Origin of the sequence: Rahnella victoriana (assembly GCF_004330295.1) — a bacterium.
Lineage (GTDB): Bacteria > Pseudomonadota > Gammaproteobacteria > Enterobacterales > Enterobacteriaceae > Rahnella > Rahnella victoriana.
Genome location: NZ_SJOJ01000032.1, coordinates 30,731 through 53,809, shown reverse-complemented (window position 1 = coordinate 53,809; position 23,079 = coordinate 30,731). Strand labels below are relative to the sequence as shown.

Below are 23,079 nucleotides of genomic sequence, written 5' to 3'. Positions count from 1 at the left end.
CGGATTCAGTCTTCCAGGATCCGGCGGGCCTCCATCTGCATTTTCTGCCCGATGCTTTTGGTCACGTCGATCACTTTCTGCGTGGCCGGAGATAAAAACGCGCCTTCCAGCCAGGTGATCCCGACGCGCCGTTCCATCACTAACTGATCGTTATCGATACGGACCAGCCGCGAGATAAACTCCTCTTCGACCAGAATGTTCTCGGATAAAAAGCTCAGTAATCCGCTTTTGGCGATCAGCCCCGGCACAGACGCCAGCGAGCTGATTTCGACTTTGACGTCGGGCGCCGGACAGTGATTCTCATAGAACATCTTGTCCAGCCACTGGCGCATCGACACTGTTTTTGCCGGTAAAATCCAGCCGTAACGGCTGAGTTCGCGCAGGCTGGCCGGTTTGCCCGCCAGCGGATGATCGCTCGACGCGGCAACAATCACCCGGTCGGCGGTCACCGGTAACTGCACCACCGGGCTGTCGTAATTCACCAGCGGCCCGATGATCACATCGATGGCATGGCGTTCCAGCAGGGCGAACAGCACGTCATTCATGCCGATCTGGATTTCCAGTTTCATGTTCGGCACCTGCGATTGCAGCATTTTGCAGATTTCAGGCAGTAAGAACTGCGTCGCAGAACCTGAGACGCCCACGCGAACGATCCCGCCCGCGCCGCTGCTCAGTTCATTCATGATCTCGCCGATTTCGAGATAGGCACTTTGCAGCGACAGACCGCGCTGATAAAGCACGCGTCCCGCTTCGGTCAGCTCAAGCCCGCGACCTGCCCGTTTGAACAGTTTGATGTTCAGTTCTTTCTCAAGACGGGTGATAGATTTCGAAAGTGCAGGCTGAGTTATATTTAAATTTTGTGACGCAAGTCTCAAATTCATCATCTGCGCAGCGGTGACGAAATAGTCTAAGTCTCTGTTATTTAACATTGATTCCTGAAATTCATCGATTAGGTAATAAAATATAGTAGAAGGCATGAAAGGCAGGGTCAATAATCTCGCGATCTTCACGGCGGCCCGGGCGTCATCGCGAAGACAACGCCAGCGAATTCACCTGTTTTAAGTAAAATAAGAAACTAAGTGCATCTATGAAAATTGTTAATTTCACCATCAATAAAGACCAGACCAAAAGCTTCGGCATCTTTCAGGCAGAGGGCATCATTGATGTCGGATACCATGCGGGATGCCGTGACATTAACGAATTCATGGCACGCCATTCGCTTGAGGAACTGCACCGCTATGTCGGGCTTCCGGCGGATCTTCAACTGAACGACATCACTTTCCTGCCGGTGATTGACCGTCCGGGGAAAATTTTCGGTGTGGGCATGAACTACGCGGAAAAACGTAAAGAATTTAATGAAACCAGCGATGCGCCGACATTGTTTGTTCGCTTCGCGGATTCCCAGGTGGGCCACAATGGCACCATTATCAAACCGGCCTCTTCTGAGCAGTTTGATTATGAAGGGGAACTGGCGATTGTGATTGGTCGTACAGGCCGCAATATTTCAGCCGACGATGCGCTGGATTATGTCGCCGGTTACAGCTGCTATATGGATGGCTCGGTGCGCGACTGGCAGCATAAATGGTATACCGCCGGTAAGAACTGGCCTTCCACCGGCGCGTTTGGCCCGTGGATGGTGACGCCGGATGAAGTGGGTGACCCGCAAAATCTGAGCATCAAAACCTGGCTGAACGACCGTCTGGTGCAGGACGATACGACCGCCAGCATGATCCACACTATTCCGCAGATGATCGCTTACATCAGCACCTTTACCCAGCTTTCGCCGGGCGACGTGATCATGACCGGCTCACCGGGCGGCGTCGGTAAAACCCGCGTACCGCCATTGTTCCTGCATGAGAATGACAAGATTGAAGTGGAAATCGAAAATATCGGGCGGCTGACCAACCTTATTCAGAACGCACCGCTGTCTGAGATAACACATTCCAGAACAGCGGCCTGATCCCTTAACGAACCGCATCCACCAAAGGCACCGTTTCTCCGGTGCCTTTATTTTTAACGACCATCAGATAGGTCAGGGTGAATGACAGCCCGAGCGACAGTATCACGCCCATCACAATGTAGATGAAATACGGACCGATGTAGGCGGGCAGGCTGAAAATGCTCGACAGAATATAGCCATACAAGCGCACTCCAAAGAAGGCGATAAATGCCGAGGCCACGGAGCTGCTGAGGGTGGTGGCAATAAACGCTTTTTTGTAGCGCGTCAGTACGCCGAACAGCGCCGGTTCGGTGATCCCCAGCAAGCCGGAAATTGCCGCAGACAACACCACAGATTTCTGTTCGCGGGTTTTAACGTGGAAGTAAATCGCAAAGGTCGAACCGGCAATCGCCATGTTGGCCATAAACATCATCGGCATCAGCATATCCCAGCCCTGATCGGTGAAGTTCTGCAACGCAATCGGCGTCATCGCATGATGCATACCGGTGAGGATCGCCACCGGGCGGATCGCGCCGACAATAAATCCGGCAAAGACCGATGACACGTCGAACAATCCCTGAATGCCGAACGCCAGCAACTTACCGAGATAAATTCCTGCCGGACCAATCAGCGTCAGCGACACCAGCGCCGCAATAAACAAGGTCAGCGTGGGGGTAAATACCGTTTTCAGCACTTCCGGCATGATTTTATCCACCCAGCGGTGGATGTAACTCAGCGCCAGCACGGAGAAAATCACCGGGATCACGCTGGCCGAATAGTTGAAGACAGACACCGGCAGTACATCCATAAAATACAGCGCGGTGGGCGCTCCGGCGGTATGACTGGCGAGTGCTTTCGCGGCGTCCATCAGCGTCGGGTACATCAGGCAGGCGGCGACAGCAGCGGCCAGATACTCATTGGTTTTGAAGATCCTCGCTGCGGATACCGCGAGGAAAAACGGCAGGAAGTAAAACACGCCGCTGGCGATCAAATCGATGATCATTACCGTTTCGCTTTTCGACGAAATCACCTTTAAGGCAATTAATCCGGCCAGCAAGCCTTTGATCATCCCCGCGCCGGCAATGGCCGGAACGATCGGGCCGAACACGCCGGAGACGGTATCCATGAACATCGATACCAGGCTTTTTCGTCCTTTTGTGGAAACATTTCCTGTTGCTGTTTCTGAAACACCGGACACCGGATCAAGCTGCGACACGATCGCCTCGTACCAGACATTCACTTTCGGGCCGATGATGATCTGCACCTGATCACTCTGGCTTTGCGCACCGAGAACGCCGGGCAGATTTTTAATCTCATCCCAGGCCACTTTATTTTCATCGCGCAAATCGAAACGCAGACGGGTCATGCAATGCCAGACTTTATTAATATTCTCCGCACCACCCACCAGTTTTATCACTGATTGCATTATTTCTGTATTCACCCTGAACCCCGCTACGACCCGTTAATTATTCATTGTCAGATGGAAGGGGAGTGTAATGACGCCCATTTTTAAAAACAAACCAATAAAATAGGATCTGCGTCACAAATCTTCACTGACAGGCCGTGTTTAAAGGCGTGGAGGTTAAATTGGTCTGTTTTTGGTGAAGAATACGACCTGCTTTTAAACCAAAATAAAGTCATGAAATTAAGGTTTACAAGCAGGATAAAAATACGGTGAAATAACCGCAATACGAATATTCCCGCCGTCTTTTTTTTGAAAAGGCATCACGGTTTTTATTAAGGATGAATATGCAGCCTGCGCTGATTACCAATATCGAATGCCAGATAACCCGCCCCGATCGCCATAATTTAGTGGTGGTCAGAATTGAAACCGATCGTGGTGTTTTTGGTCTGGGCTGCGCAACGTTCCAGCAGCGCCCGCTGGCGGTCAAACTGATGGTCGATGAATATCTCAAACCGCTGTTAACGGGGCGCGATGCGAATCACATTGAAGATCTCTGGCAACTGATGATGGTAAACGCCTACTGGCGTAACGGGCCGGTGATCAATAACGCGATTGCGGGCATCGATATGGCGTTGTGGGATATTAAAGGCAAGCTGGCGAATATGCCGCTGTATCATTTGTTTGGCGGTAAATCGAAGGATGCGGTTACTGCCTACAGCCATGCGGCGGGCGAAACGCTGGAAGATCTTTATGGCGAAGTGGATCGTTTGCTGGCCGAAGGTTACCGCCATATCCGCTGCCAGCTGGGTTTTTATGGCGGCAATGCGCGTGATTTTCACAGTACCCGCGAACCGACGGCGGGGGCGTATTACGATCAGGACCAGTACATCGACAACACGCTGGCGATGTTCAAAGCGCTGCGTGAAAAATACGGCAATCAGTTCCATATTTTGCACGACGTTCACGAACGGTTGTTCCCGCAGCAGGCGGTACAGTTTGCCAAAGCCGTCGAACAATACCGGCCCTATTTTATTGAAGACATTCTGCCGCCGGATCAGAACGAATGGCTGGCGCAGATCCGCAGTCAGACCGCCGTGCCGCTGGCGACCGGCGAACTCTTCAATAATCCGGCGGAATGGAAAGATCTGATTATCAACCGTCGGATCGACTTTATCCGCTGCCACGTTTCGCAAATCGGTGGCATCACCCCGGCGCTGAAACTGGCGCATTTCTGCCAGAGTTTCGGTGTACGTCTCGCGTGGCACTGCCCGCCGGACATGACGCCGATTGGTGCGGCAGTGAACACGCACCTGAATATTCATCTGCACAATGCGGCGATCCAGGAGTTCGTGGCATATCCCGCCAATACGCAGCAGGTCTTTCCGGGCGCACAGGCACCGGAGAACGGCTATTTTTATCCGGGAGAAGAAGCGGGGATCGGTGTGGGCTTTAACAGCCAGGCCGCCGCAGAATTTCCGGTGGTGTACAGGCCGCACGAATGGACGCAAAGCCGCCTGCCCGACGGCGTGATCCACACGCCTTAAGTCTGGCGAAAGGCCAGATTGTCCTGATTAAACGGGATGACGTAGGTGCAGGAATAATCGATATCGATGATGTCGCTGAACGCATAAACCTTGCCGCCCTGCAAAATGCCTCTGTTGGTAATGTGCATGGCGGCAATGCCTTTTTTACACCTCAGAATTTGCGCCTGTTCCTTGCTGACCGTTACCGCCTGATAACGGGTGAGGGAGTGCGAAATCACATAGCCTTTGCTCAGTACATATTGCTGGATCGAATGCTCAATGGTTTTCTGGCTCAGATCGCCAAACTCCCGTGCCGGCATACGGGAATATTCAATCTGCACATTGCGCAGATTAATCCGCCGCAAGCGGGTGAACGCCCAGATAAAGTCGTCGGTGCTTAAACCGAATACCTGTTGTTCCTCTTTATCTGGCCGGCGCTTGTGCAATTCGAGCATTTTGAAACTGATTTCAGCGAATTTTTTCTCGGTCACAGAGTTGTAAATCAGCGGATTGCTGCTGACGCCCGCATTGATGTAAATGCCCGAACCCTGCACGATATGCACAGCTCCGATACTGACCAGCTTTTCCAGTGCCTTACGCACGGTAAAGCGCGAAACCCCGTATTCTTCCGCCAGCTGGCGCTCCGGAGGTAACTTCTCCGGCACCGAACCGCTGTTCTGATAAATCTTGCTCAGTAAATCCTGAGCGATAAATTCGCTTTTTTTCATGAGGTTTCATCCGTGCGTGGAACAGGCATTTGAGCATGAGGAGGCGGTAGTGGGCAAATTACAGCGTATAAACTGTATTTATATTTTACAGCTTTCAGGCTGTATTTTGATTTTACAGCTTTTAGGGTGTATTTTGATTTTACAGAGCATCATCGTATGGAACATTCGCTTCTGTGTTATCCCCTGATAGGGATATGCTGATATTATCCGCCAGGGAGGATAATATGAACATTACTTCTGCAAAAATGCTTGCCAATGCGCTGCGCAATGAGCGAAAAAAGCGCAAACTTAGCCAGAGTAAAACGGCTGAGACCATTGGCATGAAGCAGTCTACGGTTTCTGAGTTTGAAAATTATCCGGACGGCACCCGTCTTGAAACACTGTTTAAATTATTGGCGGCGCTGGATTTAGAGCTACAGATCACGCCAAGGGATAGCAATCCGCAGGAAAAGTTTACCTGAGATCAGGAGTGGTAATATATGGATAAGTTAACGCTCGCATTAAATGGCATTGCTGTCGGAATCCTGGAAAAAGGCGGCAGTGGTGAAATGTCATTTATTTATCATCAAAGCTGGCTCGATCGCCCCGGAGCCCGCGCCATTTCATTATCATTACCTCTGCATGCAGATAAATTCCGTGGCGCAGAGGTATACAACTTTTTTGACAATCTTCTGCCGCCACCAAAGAGCCCGTTGGTTGGCACCAGCGCGGGCGATCTTATTTAGAAAATTCAACTTCTTCCTCCCTGAAGGTAACTTCATAATGACTTCGTTATTTCATGGATAGCAGTTTTTCGTAATTAGGATAAATATACGGAATTTTTTCGGTACTCCCATCAGGATAAATCGCTGAAAAATCTCTATCCTCTGTTTGTTCAGGCGGAATGAGCGTAACAACTTTTGTTAAATGAATATTCGGTTCAATAAATATTTTCTGCGTATCATGGAGCTTATATCGCCTTCTCCATTTTTCATATCCTGTTTCACCGCCAAAAAACTCCAGGCTAATATCATTCTCATCCAGATGAGTCACCACCGGAAAAAAATCCGTTTTTAAATGAAGATCACCCCTGGCTTCCTTCGCTTTACCGGTACCATAACCATCGCTAAATCCATAATCATCGAAATCGAAAATATAACTAGTCGCAAAAACATTTTTTCCGTGCACCAAAGGGTTAGTACCAGCAATCCTAAAACTGACCTTGATAGAATTAAGCTGCCACTGGCATGGCCCGCCGCCATCAATGGCAATCCGTTGCTGTCTGATATCACTGTTTGCCCGCGGGATGAATGCCTGCATGAAACCGTTATATCCGCGAATTTCATAGGCTTCATTACTCGAGTTATAGCTTTTAGTCTTGCACCGTTCAGAACGGTAAAGCATTTGCAATGGCAATAGTGTAATGCCTTCAGGAACCCTGACGGCTATGGTCACGCGCCGGGCATTTTCCGGCGGTGACAGCGTCTGGTCTGTTTTGCCATAACAGGCGGAAAGCAAAAATACTGTCGGCATCAACAGGGCTGTTTTATTTAGAAAATTCAACTTCTTCCTCCCTGAAGGTAACTTCATAATGACTTCGTTATTTCATGGATAGCAGTTTTTCGTAATCAGGAAAAATATGAGGGACCTGTTCGCTACTACCATCAGGATATGTTGCTGTTAAATTCCCAGGTCGTATAACTGGAGGATTCAATACAACTACTTTATTGAATCTAATTATTGGTTCAATGTTGATGTTTTGGGTTTTATTTAGTCTATATCGCCGTTTTAAATGTTCATATTCTGTATTCCCGCCAAAGAGTGTTAAATCCACTTCATTATCAATATGATGAGTAATCATGGGGAAAAACACGGTCTCCAAATCAAGATTGCCATTCATTTCTTTTGCTCTTCCTGTGCCATAGCCATCACTGAGACCGTAATCATCAAAATCAAAAATATAATTATTTTCAATAACCTGTTTTCCTTTCACTAAAGGGCTTGCAGAACTCAGCATAAAACTTACTCGTATGGAATTAAGTTGCCACTGGCATGAGCCGCCGCCATCAATGGCGATATGTGTCCGCCAGATATTGCTGCTTTCTTGCTGATCGTATTGTTTTTCAAAATCGTTATAACCGGGAATATCATGAGGCTCATTACTCGAGTTATAACGCACTGTTTTGCATTTATCTGAACGGTAAAGAACTTCCATTGGTAAAAGAACGGTATCTGCCGGAAGCGTGAAGACCACGTCGACCCACTTTGCATTCTGAGGTGGCGACAGAGTGCGGTCGGGAGTGTTATCACAGCCATAAAGCAGCACGATAAAGGATATAACCGCATAATTCTTATTTAGAAAATTCAACTTCTTCCTCCCTGAAGGTAACTTCATAATAAATTTTTTATTTTATAAATAACAGTTTTTCGTAATCTGGTTTTGTATGTATAGCTTTTCCAGTACTGCCATCAGGATAAGTTGCGACCGTGTTTCCTGGTGGTGGATTTGGAGTTTCGAGAATTACAGGTTTATCCATATGTATTATTGGCTCAATATAAATCCTATTGGTGTTAGATGATTTGTAACGGCGTGTCCATTGCTCGTAATCTGTATCACCACCGAAAAACTGTAATGACGTACTTTTGAATAAGTTATTTATAAATATCATCGGAAAAAAGTTAGTTTTTAAATCAAGGTCGCCACTAACCTCTTTTGCTCTTCCTGTTCCATAACCATCACTGAATCCATAATCATCAAAATCGAAGATATAATTAGTAGCGAAAACCTCTTTTCCTTTAACGAGAGGATTGCCATCAGCAATCTTAAAACTGACTTTAATGGAATTAAGCTGCCACTGACATGGCCCGCCGCCATCAATGGCAATCCGCTGCTGTCTGATATCACTGTTTTCCTGCGGGGGGAATGCCTGCATAAAACCGTTATATCCGCGAATTTCGTAGGCTTCATTACTCGAGTTGTAGCTTTTAGTCTTGCACCGTTCAGAACGGTAAAGCATTTGCAATGGCAACAGTGTAATGCCCTCAGGAACCCTGACGGCTATGGTTACTCGCCGGGCATTTTCCGGCGGTGACAGCGTCTGATCTGTTTTGCCATAACAGGCGGAAAGCAAAAATACTGTCGGCAGCAACAGGGCTGTTTTATTTAGAAAATTCAACTTCTTCCTCCGTAACTGCAGCAAAACGTAGCAGGGCATTTTTGCCCACCTCTTCTGAGCGGGTGCGGGTTAGTGCCACAGGCAACATATCCTGAAGTGCTATAAATTCCTGGTTGCGCTGTACTTCATCCTGATTAGCACTTCCTTTGGCAGTTGCTTCAATCTCCTGCCTGAACTCAGCCCGCTTCTCCTTCCGGTCCATCTCAAGATCCGGATTTGCCAGCTCAAGTACCTGATTATGGATATAGGGCAGGTAGCGGTGTGCCATAGAATGGCTGGAAGGGTTACTCAAAAGTCCGTCCAGTTCGGGATTAGTGTTTCTGGGGAAGGTTTTTCTTAGGTTAACGGTATCCAGACACCCGATAAACTTCGCCTGATGTTCGCCGGTGGCTTTAAGGCATTCTTCATTCAGTGAGGGCACCAGAAAGAGTTTCACCGACTGCTTATGGCAGGTGCTCACCACGCTGGGTGCCGGATTATCACTGCCTCCGCCGCCTATCCACGGCACATTCTGATGACGTGATTGCATTACGCACTGCTGAGCCTGGAAAAATATCACCGTATTACCTTGATGCCAGTAGGGATCTTTTTTACCGGCAATTCCTGTGGACTGAAAAGCCAGGTCGCGAACAGCCACCCCCAACCCGGCTACCGTTGTCAACGACCAGTCGAAGCCGAGTTTGTCGCCCAGCGGTCCCCATTTCTCATAGAAAATATTGTCTAAATCGGCATCGGGAGGAATTTGGGCGACTGAATCATTATCATTGACGTGGCGGTAGTGAGTTACTGCGTCCAGCCTGAGCACTGCCGCACGGGTGAAGGTGCGTGGCATGCCGTAGGTATACAGAATAGGGTGGCTGTTCTTCATCTCGGCAGCATAGGTTAATGCCAGCGCACCACCGAGACTATGGCCGCAAATAAATAGTGTTTTCTCCGTCTCTGCTAATACTCCCTTAACTGCATCCAATTGAATGCCAAATTTCTGTTTTGCTAATTCATAAGCTTCCAAAAAACCGCCGTGAATATTACCTACACCACCAAGTTCTGGCAGACATTTTTTGGGCGCAAAGGAGATATCTGTCAGAGCGTTAAGCAGGCTGTCAGTACCGCACCATGCAACGATTATGTGCTTGCCGCATTCAACCGTGAATAACCGGGTATCGCCTTTTGGCTGTTCCCCTTCAGTCGTATTTAAATAAACGGCTTTGAGATAACGTTCCCGGAAAGGTACATCTACGGCCAGTGTATGGTAATAAGACGGAAATTCGGCAAACTGCGGGATTGCAGACAGATCCAGGCATTTTTGCCCGAAAAAGTATGCCACGGCTTTATTCTCTTTTTCTGCCGAATAGGCGAGGTCAGCCATAATGCCGAGGTTGAGGCTGTTGGCAAGGTCAAACGCGGTGGTGTCATGCAGTGCCAGTACCCACGCCCGGAACGGACAGATTTCAATGACGTGCCGCTGCTTTAGCGCCTGACACGCTATCTCTGTGCCTTTCAGCGAACGCCCTTGCTGAAAATGAAACTCCGGTGGCTCCTTCTCCTCCCAGCCTTCAATGTGAGGCAACTGATCGCAAAGTTCACCGATGGTCACGTAATGGTGGATATGTCCTGCGGCCTCGGCTTTTTTCTGTACGTCAGATCGCCAGCTTTTATCTCGCGTTTCCCGACGAAAGGCATTTTTGCTCACCGGCTGGCTGTTAGGATTGCGCCGAAGTCCCAGCGGGCGCTGCTCCATTTCGTCGGCCAGCTGCTGCGCATCTGCTTTTACGTCGACCGTTATCCAGGACAAATCGTCGAACCTGACCAGTCCCTGGCTGTCTGTCACTCCGGCAGGGGGATTAGGTGGTGGTGTGGGATCGTAGTGGTGATTACTATATTTTTTCCACATCGCGACGTCTTGCGCGGATGCCAGCGGATGGTATTCCAGTGTGACCTTCAGTCCGGTAACGGGGAGATTATTCTCATCGACGAATTGCAGTTCCAGCCAGAATCTGGGGGTTTCGCCGCGGCAGTAAACAACTTTACCTTTGGGTGCAATACTGGTGATAACGCTGTTGTCTCCGATGATTTCCATGCCAATTCCTTTTGGTTAACAGGGGTAATGGCGACATGATACTCGCCATCATCCTTAACCAAAATTTTTTGTTTAGTATGTTTTAACATTATTGTCGTGGAGACAGGAACATCACCAGAGGTATCAGCAGATTACGTTTAACAAAAAAGCCCGCCGGTCTGCACCGGCGGGCTTTTCATTTACTGCTAAATCTTACTTCTCGTCAGGCAGTGCGTAGGCAATCACGTAGTCGCCGCGTTCTGCGGACTGACGTGCGCCACCGGCGCTGATGATGATGTACTGTTTACCGGTTTTCGGTGAAACGTAGGTCATCGGGCCAGACTGGCTGCCGACCGGCAGACGGGATTTCCAGATTTCTTTACCGGTTGCGGTATCGAACGCACGCAGATAGAAATCCTGCGTACCGGCGAAGAACAGCAGGCCGGATTGCGTTGACAGGCTCGCGCCCAGTGTTGGCATACCGACTTCCATTGGCATGCGCATTTTGATGCCCAGCGGACCGGTGTCTTTCACCGTTCCGACCGGCACCTGCCAGACGATTTTACCGGTTTTCAGGTTAACCGCAGACATGGTACCGAACGGGGGTTTCTGGCACGGAATGCCCAGCGGAGACAGGAAACGCTCGCGGACTGCGCCGTACGGCGTACCGTCCATCGGCACCATCCCCATCTCGATACCGCTTGCGCCGGTCGGAACCTGTGCACGCGGCACCATGTAGTTCGCCAGACCCAGACGCATATCATTCACGAACATGATGGCGTTGTTCGGGTCAACCGAGACGCTGCCCCAGTTCATGCCGCCCAGAGAACCCGGGAATTGCAGGGAACGATCCAGACCCGGAGGCGTGTAAACGCCTTGGTGACGCATACCTTTAAACTCGATGCGGCACAGCAGCTGATCCATTGGTGTCGCGCCCCACATATCAGACTCTTTCAGCGTCTGGTTGCCGATGTTTGGCATACCGACAGAGAAAGGCTGCGTTTTGGAGTAGCGTTCACCAGGGACGTTACCCTGCGGTACTTCACGGTTTTCGACTTTCGCGACCGGCTGGCCGGTTTCGCGGTTCAGCATGAAGATCATGCCTTGTTTGGAGGTCTGCACCAGAACCGGCGTGCTGCCACCTTTACCGTCCGGCAGGTCATACAGCAGCGGCTGAGACGGCAGGTCGAAGTCCCACAGGTCGTGATGCGTGGTCTGGAAGGTCCAGCGGACTTTACCAGTGGCCACGTCTACCGCAACAACAGAAGAACTGTATTTGTCATCCAGCTCGGTACGTGTGCCGCCGAAGAAGTCCGGCGTCGCGTTACCGGTTGGCATGTAAATCAGACCCAGTTTTGGATCGTATGACATTGCCGACCAGACGTTTGGCGTACCACGGGTGTAGGTCTGACCTTCCGGTGGCAGTTTGGTGATGTTCGGGTTACCCGGATCCCAGGCCCACATCAGTTCGCCGGTGTGCACGTCAAATGCACGTACCACACCCGGAGGTTCGCCGGTGGAGAAGTTATCCGCTACGCGACCGCCAACGACAACCACGTTACCCGCGACCAGCGGGGTAGAGGTTTGCTGGTAGTAGCCAGGTTTCACTTCGCCCATGCCGACTTTCAGATCAACCACGCCGTTGTCACCGAAATCAGCACAAGGCTTGCCGGTGTCAGCGTTGATGGCGATCAGACGCGCATCGATGGTTGGCAGGAACAGACGACGTTCGCAGGTGCCGCTGACGGTACCGCCGGTCGCAGCAGGCGTTTGCGGAGCATTAGTGGCTGGCGCGGCAGCTTCTGAGGCTGCGTTCGGGCTTGCCGGCTCAGCAGCAGGTACGGCGGCAGGTTGTGCCGCGGGTGCCTGTGGCGCGGCGCTGTTCTCGTAATAGCCCAGACCACGGCAACGCTGCCAGTTAGGCGCGGTGGAGTTGGAATCGTAAGACCACAGCTTTTTGCCGTCATCAACGTTCAGGGCGATCACTTTGCTGTATGCGGTACACACAAACAGCTTGTCACCGATTTGCAGCGGGGTGTTCTGATCTTCAGCGCCGGAGCCGTTGCTCTGCGGGATATCGCCGGTATGGGCAGTCCACGCAACCTGAAGTTTATCCACGTTGGATTTGTTGATCTGATCCAGTGCAGCAAAACGGTCGCCTGCGGTGGTGTTACCCCAGTTTTCCCAGTTCTTCTGCTCAGCACCTTTGTCTACCGGTTTCACCGGCACCTGATCGTTGTCGGCGCTGATGATTGGCGTTGGCACGAAGGTGTTACCGAAAGCAGCAATCAGCGCGACAGCCAGGACAGCCGCCAGCGAGAAGCTTGGCCCTTTACGCGCCACCAGACCTGCACGTGCTTTCAGCAGCGGATAAGCCAAAGCGACCAGAAACGCCAGCACGCCGAAGGTGAACAGGCGGGAGAACAGCGGCCAGAACGTGAAGCCCGCGTCCCAGACAGCCCAGATAACAGAAAGCACAAAGGCCACGGCATACAGCCAGGCACCTGAAGGCTTACCTTTGAAAATTAAAACGGCGGAAACGATGAGCGCCAGACCCATCAGCAGGAAGTAAACACTTCCTCCCAATGTCGCCAGATACGCGCCACCGATACCGAGTGTCAGACCGATGACGACCATCAGCGCACTCAGCAGCCAGAGGAGCCAGGTCCACTTGCTATTTGTTGTTGGCATGATTTATCTCACTGCATAGTTGTAGAGAACTGTTGATGAAAAGCTGGTAACACTTAATGACCACCCGTTATTAAATGAACCAAATAGAACAATTTCGCGCAAATAGTAATACTTCTCATCGAGGTTGTGAATGTGTAACGAAGAGTTTGAAATTAGGTAAATTATTATAGATTAGATTAATCTTTATGCAGGGAATTTTTATGCGTTGATTTTAAAGAATAAAATAAAGTGTGTTATTCAATATATTAATGATTTTTAGATTATATATACGTTTTTTATCTAATAAGTCGCACTTAACATCCACGCCCTTTTTTGCATAAAAGCAGGAATGTCACATTTTGGACTCACTGGTACGATTTGCGCGAACCTGACGGGGCGTTTTACAGATAGCCTTCGATTAATGTCTTCATTTCACGGGTGATATGTTCCACCAGACGGCTTTTGGGGATCTGCGGCGGGAAGACGGCGAGATAAGCAATACTTATGTCTGGCGTAAAAGGTTTGAGCACGATGTCGCTTTTGTGGCTGCGTGCGGTGATGAAATCGACCACGCCGATCCCCAGATTATTGCCCGCCATCACACAGCAGTTATGCAGCGAGGTTTCGATCGGGTTATTCATATAAAGGTCGAGACGGCTCATCACCTGGTCGAGTTGTTCACGCAGCGGCGTTTTGCGTCCGGGAATAATCGGCCGGTAACGTGTCAGATCCATCGCCGTGACCACGTCCTGTTTCGCCAGCGGATGACGCGGCGACATCACGGCCACGGCATTCGCCCGCGCCAGCATCTCCGCTTCCAGCCCTTTCACATCCGGCTTGCCGAAAATAAAACCCACGTCGTACTGATTGCCGGTCACCACATCGGTGATGTGCGTGGTGCTTTCGATATCCAGAAACAGCGAAATATCGCCAATACTCTCGATCAGCGGCGGCAGAATGTGTTCGACGCACAACGCGGAGAGCGCCGCCACGGTGCCAATACGCAATACGCTGCCTTTGGAATGGCGGATTTCATCGGCGATACGTGAAATATGTTCAAGTCCGAGGTACAAACGCTCGACTTCACGGTACAACTTGATGGCATCATCACGCGGGATCAGCCCGCGTCCGTCACGGTCAAACAGCTTCAGATCGACGGCATATTCGAAGTCACGGATCAGCCGGCTGACCGCGGGCTGCGTGATGTTCATCATATTTGCCGCTGCGGTGATACTGCCGGTGAGGATCACCTTATGAAAGGCTTCGACCTGTCTTGGATTAATTTTCATAATATATCCTCAAAATCCATAACATTTGTTTATGGATGTAACACAAAATACAATTTTCAATTCAGAAGTCCACCCCCTAGACTCGAATTCACGATCTGACACACATTGCCTGAAAATCTAAAAAAATTAAGGGTTAAATGCATGAGAAAGTCCGTTCTGGCAGGAGTGCTTTCACCGGCACTGGCCACTTTTTTCGTTTTATCTTCCCCCTCTGTGCAGGCCGCTGATCTGAATATCGGCCTGGCTGCCTCAACGACGTCAATGGATCCGCAGTTTTACGTCGGCGGTGCCAACAGCGCGATGGCGCGTAACATCTTCGACGGACTGGTGAATCAGGATGAAAAACAACATATTACGCCTGCCCTCGCCGTGTCATGGAAAGTCATTAATGACACCACCTGGGAATTCGCCCTGCGCCCCGGTGTGAAATTCCACGACGGCAGCGATTTCACCGCCAAAGACGTGATTGCCAGCGTGAAGCGCGTGGCGCTGGCCTCGAAAAACAGCCCGAGTGCTTATACGCCGTACGTTAACGATATTGCTGACGTCACCGAAGTGAATCCGCTGACGGTGAGAATTGTCACCAAAGCGCCCACACCTTTATTGCTGAACAACTTAAGCCGCGTCGCGATATTACCGGCGCGTCTGGAAACGGTAGGATCGCCAACCCTTAATGAAGGGAAAGATGTCATCGGCACCGGCCCGTTCAAATTTGTCAGCTGGACGCCCGACGATAATGTGGTGCTGGCGCGCAACGACCAGTACTGGGGCGGGAAAGCGCAATGGGATAAGGTCACGCTGCGTGTGTTCAAAAACCCGAGTGCCCGCGTGGCCGCCATGCGTTCCGGCGACGTGGATTTGATTGAAAGCGTGCCGACGGCAGACGGACGGGATCTGGGCAAACAAACCAGCCTGCATCTGGAATCCGTGGCCGGTAACCGCATTTTGTATTTACACCCGGATCAGGACCGCGATGCGTCGCCGTTCGCCAAAGGGCCGGACGGCAGCAATCCGCTGAAAAAACGTGAAGTGCGTGAGGCGATGTCGCTGGCGATAAACCGTCAGGCGATTGTGGATCGCATTATGGACGGGCAGGGCGTACCGGCGTCGCAGCTGGTGCCGAAAGGCTACTTTGGTTACACGCCGTCGATTGCCGCACCGGTGTACGATCCGGCGAAAGCCAGACAGTTGCTGGCGCAGGCCGGTTATCCGGACGGTTTTACGCTGACGTTCCATGCGTCGAACGACCGTTATCCGAACGATTCTAAAATTGCGCAGGCGCTCGGCCAGATGTTCAGCCGTGTCGGCATCAAAACGGATGTCGTGACCATGCCGGGCAGCGTGTATTTCTCACGGGCGTCTAAACGCGATTTCAGCCTGATCATGGGCGGCGCGGCGATTGAAACCGGGGAAGCCTCCGGCGTGCTGGGACCGTTGCTCGAAACCTTCGGGCCGAACGGCGGACAGGGCAATCGCGGGCGTTACTCGAACCCTGAATTTGATAAAACGCTGGCACAGGCGCGGGAAACCCTCGACGACGGCCAGCGTGAGAAGTTGCTGCAACACGCCACAGAGATTGCGATGAAAGACGAAGGCACGATCCCGTTGCTGTTCCTTTCCTACACCTGGGCGATGAAGACACCTTATACCTACGTTGGCCGCTCCGACGGCTACACGTTGCCGTACTTTGTGCATGAGAAACAATAAGTCGCGCAGAGTGCATACCGAACCAAGGCGGGAATAGAGCACCAACACCAGGGTTGTTCTAAGAAAAGAGAGAGAAGCTATGACTTCTTTTAGCGGTGTGTATCCCTATCTGGTTTCGCCGGTCACCCCCGGCGGCCAGATAGACAAACCGGTGCTAACCGCACTGGTTGAACATCTGATTAACAGCGGCGTGCAGGGTCTGACGCCACTCGGCAGTACAGGTGAATTTGCATACCTCAGTGCAGAACAGCGCACAGAGGTGGTCAGAACTGTCGTCGAAGCCGCACGGGGGCGCGTTCCGGTTATTGCCGGAGTGGCGGCCACCACCATTCAGGACGCTGTGGCGCAAACCGCTCGCTACGTCGCTCTGGGTGTCGACGGTATTCTGGCGATACTTGAGGCCTACTTCCCGGTGCCCGAACAGGGCGTCGAGGATTATTTCCGTGCCATCGCGACCGCCGCAGGCAAACTGCCGGTCGTGCTGTACACCAATCCGCAGTTCCAGCGTTCGGATCTCAGCCTGCCGGTCATCGAGCGGCTGAGCCACGTGGAAAATATTAACTATATTAAAGATGCCTCGACCAATACCGGCCGGTTGCTGTCGATCATTGAACGCACGCAGGGACGGATGCAGGTGTTTGCCGCATCGGCGCATATCCCGGCCTGCGTGATGCTGATTGGCGGCGTGGGCTGGATGGCCGGTCCGGCCTGTATTGTGCCGAAGCAAAGTCTGGCGCTGTATGAAGCTGCAAAACAAGGCGACTGGAAGAAAGCGATGGAGTTGCAGCGTCCGCTGTGGCGCATCAACGAAATCTTCGCCAAATACTCTATCGCCGGGTGCATCAAGGCGGCGCTGCAATTACAGGGCTTTGAGGTTGGCGATCCGCTGCCGCCGCAGGTGCCGCTCAACGACGCCGCGCGTCAGGAAATCGCTGACGTTTTACGATCTGTGGGGGCGCTGTGAAAACCATACCGGTGATCATTGACTGCGATCCGGGCATTGACGATGCCATCGCGCTGCTCAGCGCGTTCGTCGCACCGCAACTGAATATCCTCGGCATCTGCACCGTATGCGGTAATCAGCCGCTGGCGAATACCACCCGCAATGCGCTGCAAATCACCGAGCTGGGTTACCGGCTGGATATCCCGGTGTTTGCCGGTTGCCACCAGCCGCTGTTGCGCGCGCCGATCCACGGCCAGTTCCACGGCGAGAACGGTCTGGGCAATACGGCCTTTCCCGCGCCGCAAAAACAGGCCGAATCCCTTCACGCCGTTAACTTTCTGATCCGAAGTTGCGAACAGGCCGCAGAGAATAATCAGCCCCTGACGTTGTGCGTGCTCGGACCGCTGACCAATCTGGCGACGGCGCTGCGCATGAAACCGGGCATTGCCGCCGGTATCGGTCGCGTGGTGCTGATGGGCGGCGCATACCGTGAAGCGGGCAACCGCACCATGACCTCCGAATTCAACATGCTGGCCGATCCGCACGCTGCGCATGTGGTGTTTTCTTCAGATCTGAACATTACCGTGTTGCCGCTCGATGCCACGCATCAGGTGATCCTGACGCCGGAACATGTGGCGAAATTCATCAAAGTCTCAGGACGGATTTCCGCGCAGTTAGGCGAGCTAATGGCGTTCTGGGATCGCAACGACGTCCGCCGTTACGGTTCACGCGGCGGGCCACTGCACGATCCGCTGGTGATGGCTTACGTGCTGGCACCGGAACTGTTTGGCAGCGAAAAAGCGCGGGTGTTTGTCGAACATGACAGCGAGTTGTGTATGGGACAAACCGTCGCCGACTGGTACGGCAAGTCTGGGCAGACGCCCAATGTCGATATCGTCACGCGCGTGGATGCCACTAAAGTCTTCACGCTGTTTTACGAACTGCTTTCACGTTATGCCGGGAAATGATCTTATGAGCCAGCGCATCATTATTGATACCGATCCCGGCGTTGATGACGCCATCGCCCTGTGGCTGGCGCTGGCCTCGCCGGAACTGGACGTCCTTGGCGTCACCGTGGTGGCCGGCAATGTGGCGCTGAAAGATACCGTGCGAAACGCCTGCAAAATTGTCGCGTTATCCGGCAAGACCGGCACGCCGGTGTTTGCCGGTGCGCCGGGACCGCTGGTGCGTGAACAGGTTTACGGCAAATACGCCCACATCGGCGCGTTTAACGATGAACTGGTGCCGGACAGCCATCTGCAACCCCAGGCGGAACACGCGGTGGATTTTCTGGTGCGCACCTTACGACAGGCCGCAGAAGACAACGATCCGGTCACGGTCTGCGTGATTGGCCCGATGACCAATATCGCGCTGGCGCTGGGTATGCATCCTGACGTGGCCCGCGGCATTAAACACATCGTGACCATGAGCTGCGCGTTTACTGCCCTCGGACACCGCGTCCCCTGGGCAGAATTCAACGTCTATGCCGATCCGCACGCGGCGGAAAAAGTGTTTAACAGCGGCGTGCCGCTGGTGATCATGCCGCTGGATCTGACCTTTCAGGCGCTGATTGGCGCGGATGATATCGAGGCACTGAAACAGGACGGCGGCCTGCCGGGCAAGGCCATAGCCGCCTTACTGAACGCGTTTGACCGCAGTGATCTCAACCGTTTTGGCCGTGAAGGCGGGCCGGTTCATGATGCGGCGACCATTGCGTGGCTGTTGCAGCCGGGATTGTTCTCCGGTCAGCCCGCCCGCGTCGGGGTGGCGGTATCCGGCAACACCGCCGGATACACCTACGCTGATTTCTGGCACAAACTGGCGACGCCGCCCAATGCGATGGTCATGCAGACCGTCGATGAATACGGCTTCTTCAGCCTGCTGCGCCGCGTGCTGTCCCGTTATGGCGATGCGCAGGCATGAGCCGTTACCTGCTGGGACGTTGCGGACAGACACTGCTGACGTTGTTCGTGATGTCGCTGCTGGTGTTTGGCGGCGTGTATCTGGTCGGCAATCCGGTGGATTTGCTGCTCAGTACCTCCGCGACGCCCGCTGAGCGCCTGAGCGTGATCCAGTCTTTTGGCCTCGATAAACCGGTGTGGGAGCAATACGGCCTGTTTGTGGTCAACGCGCTGCACGGCGATATGGGCAGCTCCTTTATCTACAATCAGCCCGCGCTGCACCTGATTTTTCAGCGAATGCCCGCGACGCTCGAACTGGCGCTGGTGGCCTTTGTCCTGGCGCTGGTGATTGGCATTCCGCTTGGCGTCTATGCCGGTCTGCGCCCTGACGGCGTGTTATCGAAGTCGATCATGACCGTCTCGATTTTAGGCTTCAGCCTGCCGACGTTCTGGATTGGTCTGATGATGATCATGCTGTTCAGTGTGAAACTCGGTGTGCTTCCGGCGTCCGGACGCGGCGCGACGGTGGAGGTTTTCGGCGTCCCGCTCAGCCTGTTTACCGCCGACGGCCTCGCGCATCTCATTCTCCCCGCTTTCAATCTGGCGCTGTTTAAAATCTCGCTGATCATCCGCCTGACCCGCGCCGGTGTGCTCGAATGTCTGCAACAGGATTTCATTCGTTTTGCCCGCGCCAAAGGCTTATCCGAAAGCCGCATCGTGCTGGTTCACGTATTGAAAAATACCCTGATCCCGCTGATTACCGTTATCGGCCTGGAACTTGGCTCGCTGATCGCCTTCGCCGTGGTGACCGAAACCATTTACGCCTGGCCGGGGATGGGCAAACTGATCATTGATTCCATCGCCGTGCTCGACCGCCCGGTGATCCTGGCGTATCTGATGATCACCGTGGTGATGTTCAGCCTGATTAACCTGCTGGTGGATGTGCTGTATGTGCTGGTCGATCCGCGTGTGCGGCTGGGGGGCGAACACTGATGGCGTCTGATTCCGTTCACTCGCGTACCGCCGTGCAGGGTAAACCGCACTCCGCGTTTTACCAGACCGTGCGGGCGTTGCTGCGTAACAAATTCTCACTGTGCGGCCTGATCATTTTAGGCATCGCCATTGTGCTGGCAGTGCTCGCGCCGTGGATTTCGCCGCAAAACCCTTACGATTTATCACAGCTCGATATCATGGATGGCCGCCTGACACCGGGCACCGCCAGTATGAGCGGCATGACCTATTGGCTCGGAACCGACGATCAGGGGCGCGACTTGCTGAGCGCCATTTTGTACGGCACCCGCACCAGCCTGCTGGTTGGCGTCTCCAGCGCGCTGATCGCGCTGACGATTGGTGCGGCAGCCGGGCTTATCAGCGCCTACGCGGGCGGCAAAACCGATGCGCTGATCATGCGCATTGTTGATATCCAGCTGAGTTTCCCGCCGATCCTGATTGCGCTGATTTTGCTGGCGGTGCTCGGGCAGGGCGTCGACAAAATCATTCTGGCGCTGGTGGTGACGCAATGGGCGTATTACGCGCGCACCATTCGCGGCTCGGCGCTGCTCGAACGCCGCCGCAGCTACGTGGACGCCGCGCGCAGCATGGCGCTGTCGAACCCGCGCATTCTGTTCCGTCATATTCTGCCCAACTGCCTGCCGCCGCTGATTGTGGTGGCGACCATGCGCATTGCCTACGCCATCATGCTGGAAGCCACGCTGTCGTTTCTCGGCATCGGTTTGCCGGTCACCGAACCTTCGCTCGGCCTGCTGATCGCCAACGGCTTTGATTACCTGATGTCCGGCGACTACTGGATCAGCGTCTTCCCCGGCATCACGCTGCTGGTGCTGATTGTGGCAATTAACTTAGTCGGTGACGCCCTGCGCGACATCCTCAACCCGCGCAATAAGGATTGATGATGCAAAATCCGGTGTTACAGGTCGATAAACTCAATACCGCGTTTTCCGTGGAAGGCGAATGGCTGAACGTGGTGCGGGATCTTTCCTTCTCGATTGGCCCGAAAGAGACGCTGGCGCTGGTGGGTGAATCCGGTTCCGGCAAAAGTGTCACGGCGATGTCTGTCATGCGTTTGCTGGATGAAAAGCACACCCGCTATTCCGGCCGCATTCAGTTTGACGGTCAGGATCTACTCAGCCTCAACCGTTCGCAGATGCAAAGCATTCGCGGCAACCGCATCGGCATGATTTTTCAGGAGCCGATGACCAGCCTGAATCCGGTGCTGAAAATCGGCGTACAAATCACCGAAGTGCTGAAACGCCATCGCGGCATGGATGACGCCACCGCCCGCGCCGAAGCGGTGCGTTTGCTGGAAAAGGTCCGCATTCCGGCGGCTGCCTCGCGACTCAATGAATATCCGCTGAGCTTTTCCGGCGGTATGCGTCAGCGCGTGGTGATCGCCATCGCGCTGGCCTGTAATCCGCGCCTGCTGATTGCCGATGAGCCAACGACCGCGCTGGATGTCACCATTCAGGCGCAGATCCTGGCGCTGATTAAATCGTTGCAGGAAGAAGAGGGGATGTCCGTTCTGTTTATCACGCACGATATGGGCGTGGTGGCGGAAGTGGCGGACCGCACGCTGGTGATGCACCGGGGCGAAGCGATTGAACAGGCGACCACGCGGGAAATCTTCCATCTGCCAAAACAGCCTTACACGCGGGCGCTGTTGTCAGCCGTGCCACGGCTCGGCGCCATGAACGGCGTGGCGTTGCCGAAGCGTTTCCCGCTGACTGACATGCAAACCGGACAACCGCAACCGGTCGCAGAATCGGTCGACACCCTGCGCCCCGGTCAGCCGGTGCTGGAGGTGAAAAACCTGATCACCCGTTTCGATGTGAAATCCGGCCTGCTGCGGCGGGTGTCCGCCCGCGTGCATGCGGTGGAAGATCTGTCATTCAGCCTGCAACCGGGCGAAACCCTGTCGCTGGTGGGCGAATCCGGCTGCGGTAAATCCACCACCGGACGCACCATTTTGCGCCTGACCGAAGCGACCGCCGGCGAGGTGCTGATCCGCGGGCAAGATATTCGCCGCGCAGACAGCGCGCGGCTGGCGGAAATCCGCACGCAGGCGCAGATGATTTTTCAGGATCCTTACGAAAGCCTGAACCCGAGAATGCGTATCGGACAGGCGATTGCCGAACCGATGGTCAGCCTCGGATTGCACAACGCGGAAAGCGCGAAACGCCGTGTGGCGCAACTGCTGGAACAGGTGGGATTGCAAAGCAATATGGCGACACGGTTCCCGCATCAGTTTTCCGGCGGCCAGCGGCAGCGCATCTGCATTGCCCGCGCACTGGCGCTGGAACCGAAAATGATCATCGCCGATGAAGCCGTGTCGGCGCTGGATGTGTCCGTGAAAGCGCAGGTGATCAATCTGATGCTCGATCTGCAACAGCAACTCGGGCTGGCGTATCTGTTTATCTCGCATGACATGGCGGTGGTGGAACGCATCAGCCACCGTGTGGCGGTGATGTATCTGGGAGAAATCGTCGAAATCGGTTCGCGGGCGGATATTTTCGAAAACCCGCAGCACGCCTACACCCGCAAACTGCTGGCTGCCGTGCCGGTGCCCGATCCGGATGTTCACCGTAAACGCACCGTGGTGCCGGAAGAACTCGCCAGCCCGCTGCGCGCAGCGAATTATCAGCCGCCAGCCCGCCATTACCGTGAAGTCAGTGACGGGCATTTCGTGCAGGTTTAGCGGGGGCATTTATTGGGTGTTCTTGCGGTACTTTATACTGAAATCGCTTTT

The 23,079-nt window shown here is 53.3% G+C and carries 20 protein-coding genes; 11 read left to right on the top strand and 9 right to left on the bottom strand.

Annotated features, from left to right (window positions below):
* Positions 1-5: 5 nt before the first annotated feature.
* Positions 6-929, bottom strand: coding sequence for a LysR family transcriptional regulator (locus tag EYY67_RS21560; RefSeq protein ID WP_131694358.1), 924 nt, complete (start codon positions 927-929; stop codon positions 6-8).
* A 158-nt stretch (positions 930-1,087) separates the two neighbouring features.
* On the opposite strand from EYY67_RS21560, the gene EYY67_RS21555 reads away from it, so the two are divergent.
* Positions 1,088-1,960: a fumarylacetoacetate hydrolase family protein gene (locus tag EYY67_RS21555; protein ID WP_095925414.1), complete on the top strand. Its 873-nt coding sequence runs from the start codon at positions 1,088-1,090 to the stop codon at positions 1,958-1,960.
* A 4-nt stretch (positions 1,961-1,964) separates the two neighbouring features.
* Here EYY67_RS21555 and EYY67_RS21550 read toward each other — a convergent pair whose 3' ends face one another.
* Positions 1,965-3,365, bottom strand: coding sequence for a PTS transporter subunit EIIC (locus tag EYY67_RS21550; protein ID WP_131694357.1), 1,401 nt, complete (start codon positions 3,363-3,365; stop codon positions 1,965-1,967).
* Between the two features lie 323 nt (positions 3,366-3,688).
* On the opposite strand from EYY67_RS21550, the gene EYY67_RS21545 reads away from it, so the two are divergent.
* Positions 3,689-4,888, top strand: coding sequence for an enolase C-terminal domain-like protein (locus EYY67_RS21545; RefSeq protein ID WP_131694356.1), 1,200 nt, complete (start codon positions 3,689-3,691; stop codon positions 4,886-4,888).
* Here the strand turns inward: EYY67_RS21545 and EYY67_RS21540 are convergent.
* Entirely contained in the window at positions 4,885-5,595 is a 711-nt protein-coding gene (locus EYY67_RS21540; RefSeq protein WP_131694355.1) for a GntR family transcriptional regulator, read from the bottom strand. The genes EYY67_RS21545 and EYY67_RS21540 overlap by 4 nt on opposite strands.
* A 194-nt stretch (positions 5,596-5,789) precedes the next feature.
* Between EYY67_RS21540 and EYY67_RS21535 the strand changes: the two genes are divergently transcribed.
* Positions 5,790-6,056 (top strand): helix-turn-helix domain-containing protein, encoded by a 267-nt coding sequence (locus EYY67_RS21535; RefSeq protein WP_165497990.1) that lies wholly within the window; start codon positions 5,790-5,792, stop codon positions 6,054-6,056.
* Positions 6,057-6,074: 18 nt separating this feature from the next.
* On the top strand, positions 6,075-6,320 hold the full coding sequence (locus tag EYY67_RS21530; protein WP_242675626.1) for a HipA N-terminal domain-containing protein: 246 nt from the start codon (positions 6,075-6,077) through the stop codon (positions 6,318-6,320).
* Between the two features lie 46 nt (positions 6,321-6,366).
* Here the strand turns inward: EYY67_RS21530 and EYY67_RS24545 are convergent, their stop codons facing one another.
* The 6 genes from EYY67_RS24545 to EYY67_RS21500 all read right to left on the bottom strand — a co-directional run bounded on the left by EYY67_RS24545 (position 6,367) and on the right by EYY67_RS21500 (position 14,765).
* Positions 6,367-7,164, bottom strand: a complete 798-nt coding sequence (locus EYY67_RS24545; RefSeq protein WP_242675625.1) for a hypothetical protein — start codon at positions 7,162-7,164, stop codon at positions 6,367-6,369.
* Between the two features lie 10 nt (positions 7,165-7,174).
* A complete protein-coding gene (locus tag EYY67_RS21520) occupies positions 7,175-7,969 on the bottom strand; it encodes a hypothetical protein (RefSeq protein ID WP_242675624.1) in 795 nt (264 codons plus the stop codon).
* 10 nt (positions 7,970-7,979) lie between these two features.
* On the bottom strand, positions 7,980-8,750 hold the full coding sequence (locus EYY67_RS24780; RefSeq protein ID WP_242675623.1) for a hypothetical protein: 771 nt from the start codon (positions 8,748-8,750) through the stop codon (positions 7,980-7,982).
* On the bottom strand, positions 8,734-10,827 hold the full coding sequence (locus tag EYY67_RS21510; protein WP_131694353.1) for a lipase family protein: 2,094 nt from the start codon (positions 10,825-10,827) through the stop codon (positions 8,734-8,736). The genes EYY67_RS24780 and EYY67_RS21510 overlap by 17 nt, the downstream gene beginning before the upstream one ends.
* A gap of 192 nt (positions 10,828-11,019) precedes the next feature.
* Positions 11,020-13,497 carry a membrane-bound PQQ-dependent dehydrogenase, glucose/quinate/shikimate family gene (locus tag EYY67_RS21505; protein ID WP_131694352.1) on the bottom strand — a complete coding sequence of 826 codons (2,478 nt, stop codon included), beginning with the start codon at positions 13,495-13,497 and terminating at the stop codon, positions 11,020-11,022.
* Between the two features lie 380 nt (positions 13,498-13,877).
* Positions 13,878-14,765 (bottom strand): LysR family transcriptional regulator, encoded by an 888-nt coding sequence (locus EYY67_RS21500; protein ID WP_131694351.1) that lies wholly within the window; start codon positions 14,763-14,765, stop codon positions 13,878-13,880.
* A gap of 141 nt (positions 14,766-14,906) precedes the next feature.
* Here EYY67_RS21500 and EYY67_RS21495 point away from each other — a divergent pair, with 141 nt between their 5' ends.
* From EYY67_RS21495 to EYY67_RS21465, 7 genes are all read left to right on the top strand, one after another.
* On the top strand, positions 14,907-16,472 hold the full coding sequence (locus EYY67_RS21495; protein ID WP_095925406.1) for an ABC transporter substrate-binding protein: 1,566 nt from the start codon (positions 14,907-14,909) through the stop codon (positions 16,470-16,472).
* Positions 16,473-16,551: 79 nt separating this feature from the next.
* Complete coding sequence (locus EYY67_RS21490; RefSeq protein ID WP_119825760.1) at positions 16,552-17,436, top strand: dihydrodipicolinate synthase family protein; 885 nt, start codon at positions 16,552-16,554, stop codon at positions 17,434-17,436.
* A complete protein-coding gene (locus EYY67_RS21485; protein WP_131694350.1) occupies positions 17,433-18,383 on the top strand; it encodes a nucleoside hydrolase in 951 nt (316 codons plus the stop codon). Before EYY67_RS21490 ends, EYY67_RS21485 begins: the two co-directional genes overlap by 4 nt.
* 4 nt (positions 18,384-18,387) lie before the next feature.
* Entirely contained in the window at positions 18,388-19,338 is a 951-nt protein-coding gene (locus tag EYY67_RS21480) for a nucleoside hydrolase (protein WP_095925403.1), read from the top strand.
* Positions 19,335-20,309 (top strand): ABC transporter permease, encoded by a 975-nt coding sequence (locus EYY67_RS21475; protein WP_131694349.1) that lies wholly within the window; start codon positions 19,335-19,337, stop codon positions 20,307-20,309. Before EYY67_RS21480 ends, EYY67_RS21475 begins: the two co-directional genes overlap by 4 nt.
* Positions 20,309-21,226 (top strand): ABC transporter permease, encoded by a 918-nt coding sequence (locus EYY67_RS21470; RefSeq protein WP_131694348.1) that lies wholly within the window; start codon positions 20,309-20,311, stop codon positions 21,224-21,226. The genes EYY67_RS21475 and EYY67_RS21470 overlap by 1 nt, the downstream gene beginning before the upstream one ends.
* Before the next feature lie 2 nt (positions 21,227-21,228).
* Entirely contained in the window at positions 21,229-23,028 is a 1,800-nt protein-coding gene (locus EYY67_RS21465; protein ID WP_131694347.1) for an ABC transporter ATP-binding protein, read from the top strand.
* The last annotated feature ends 51 nt before the right edge of the window (positions 23,029-23,079 follow it).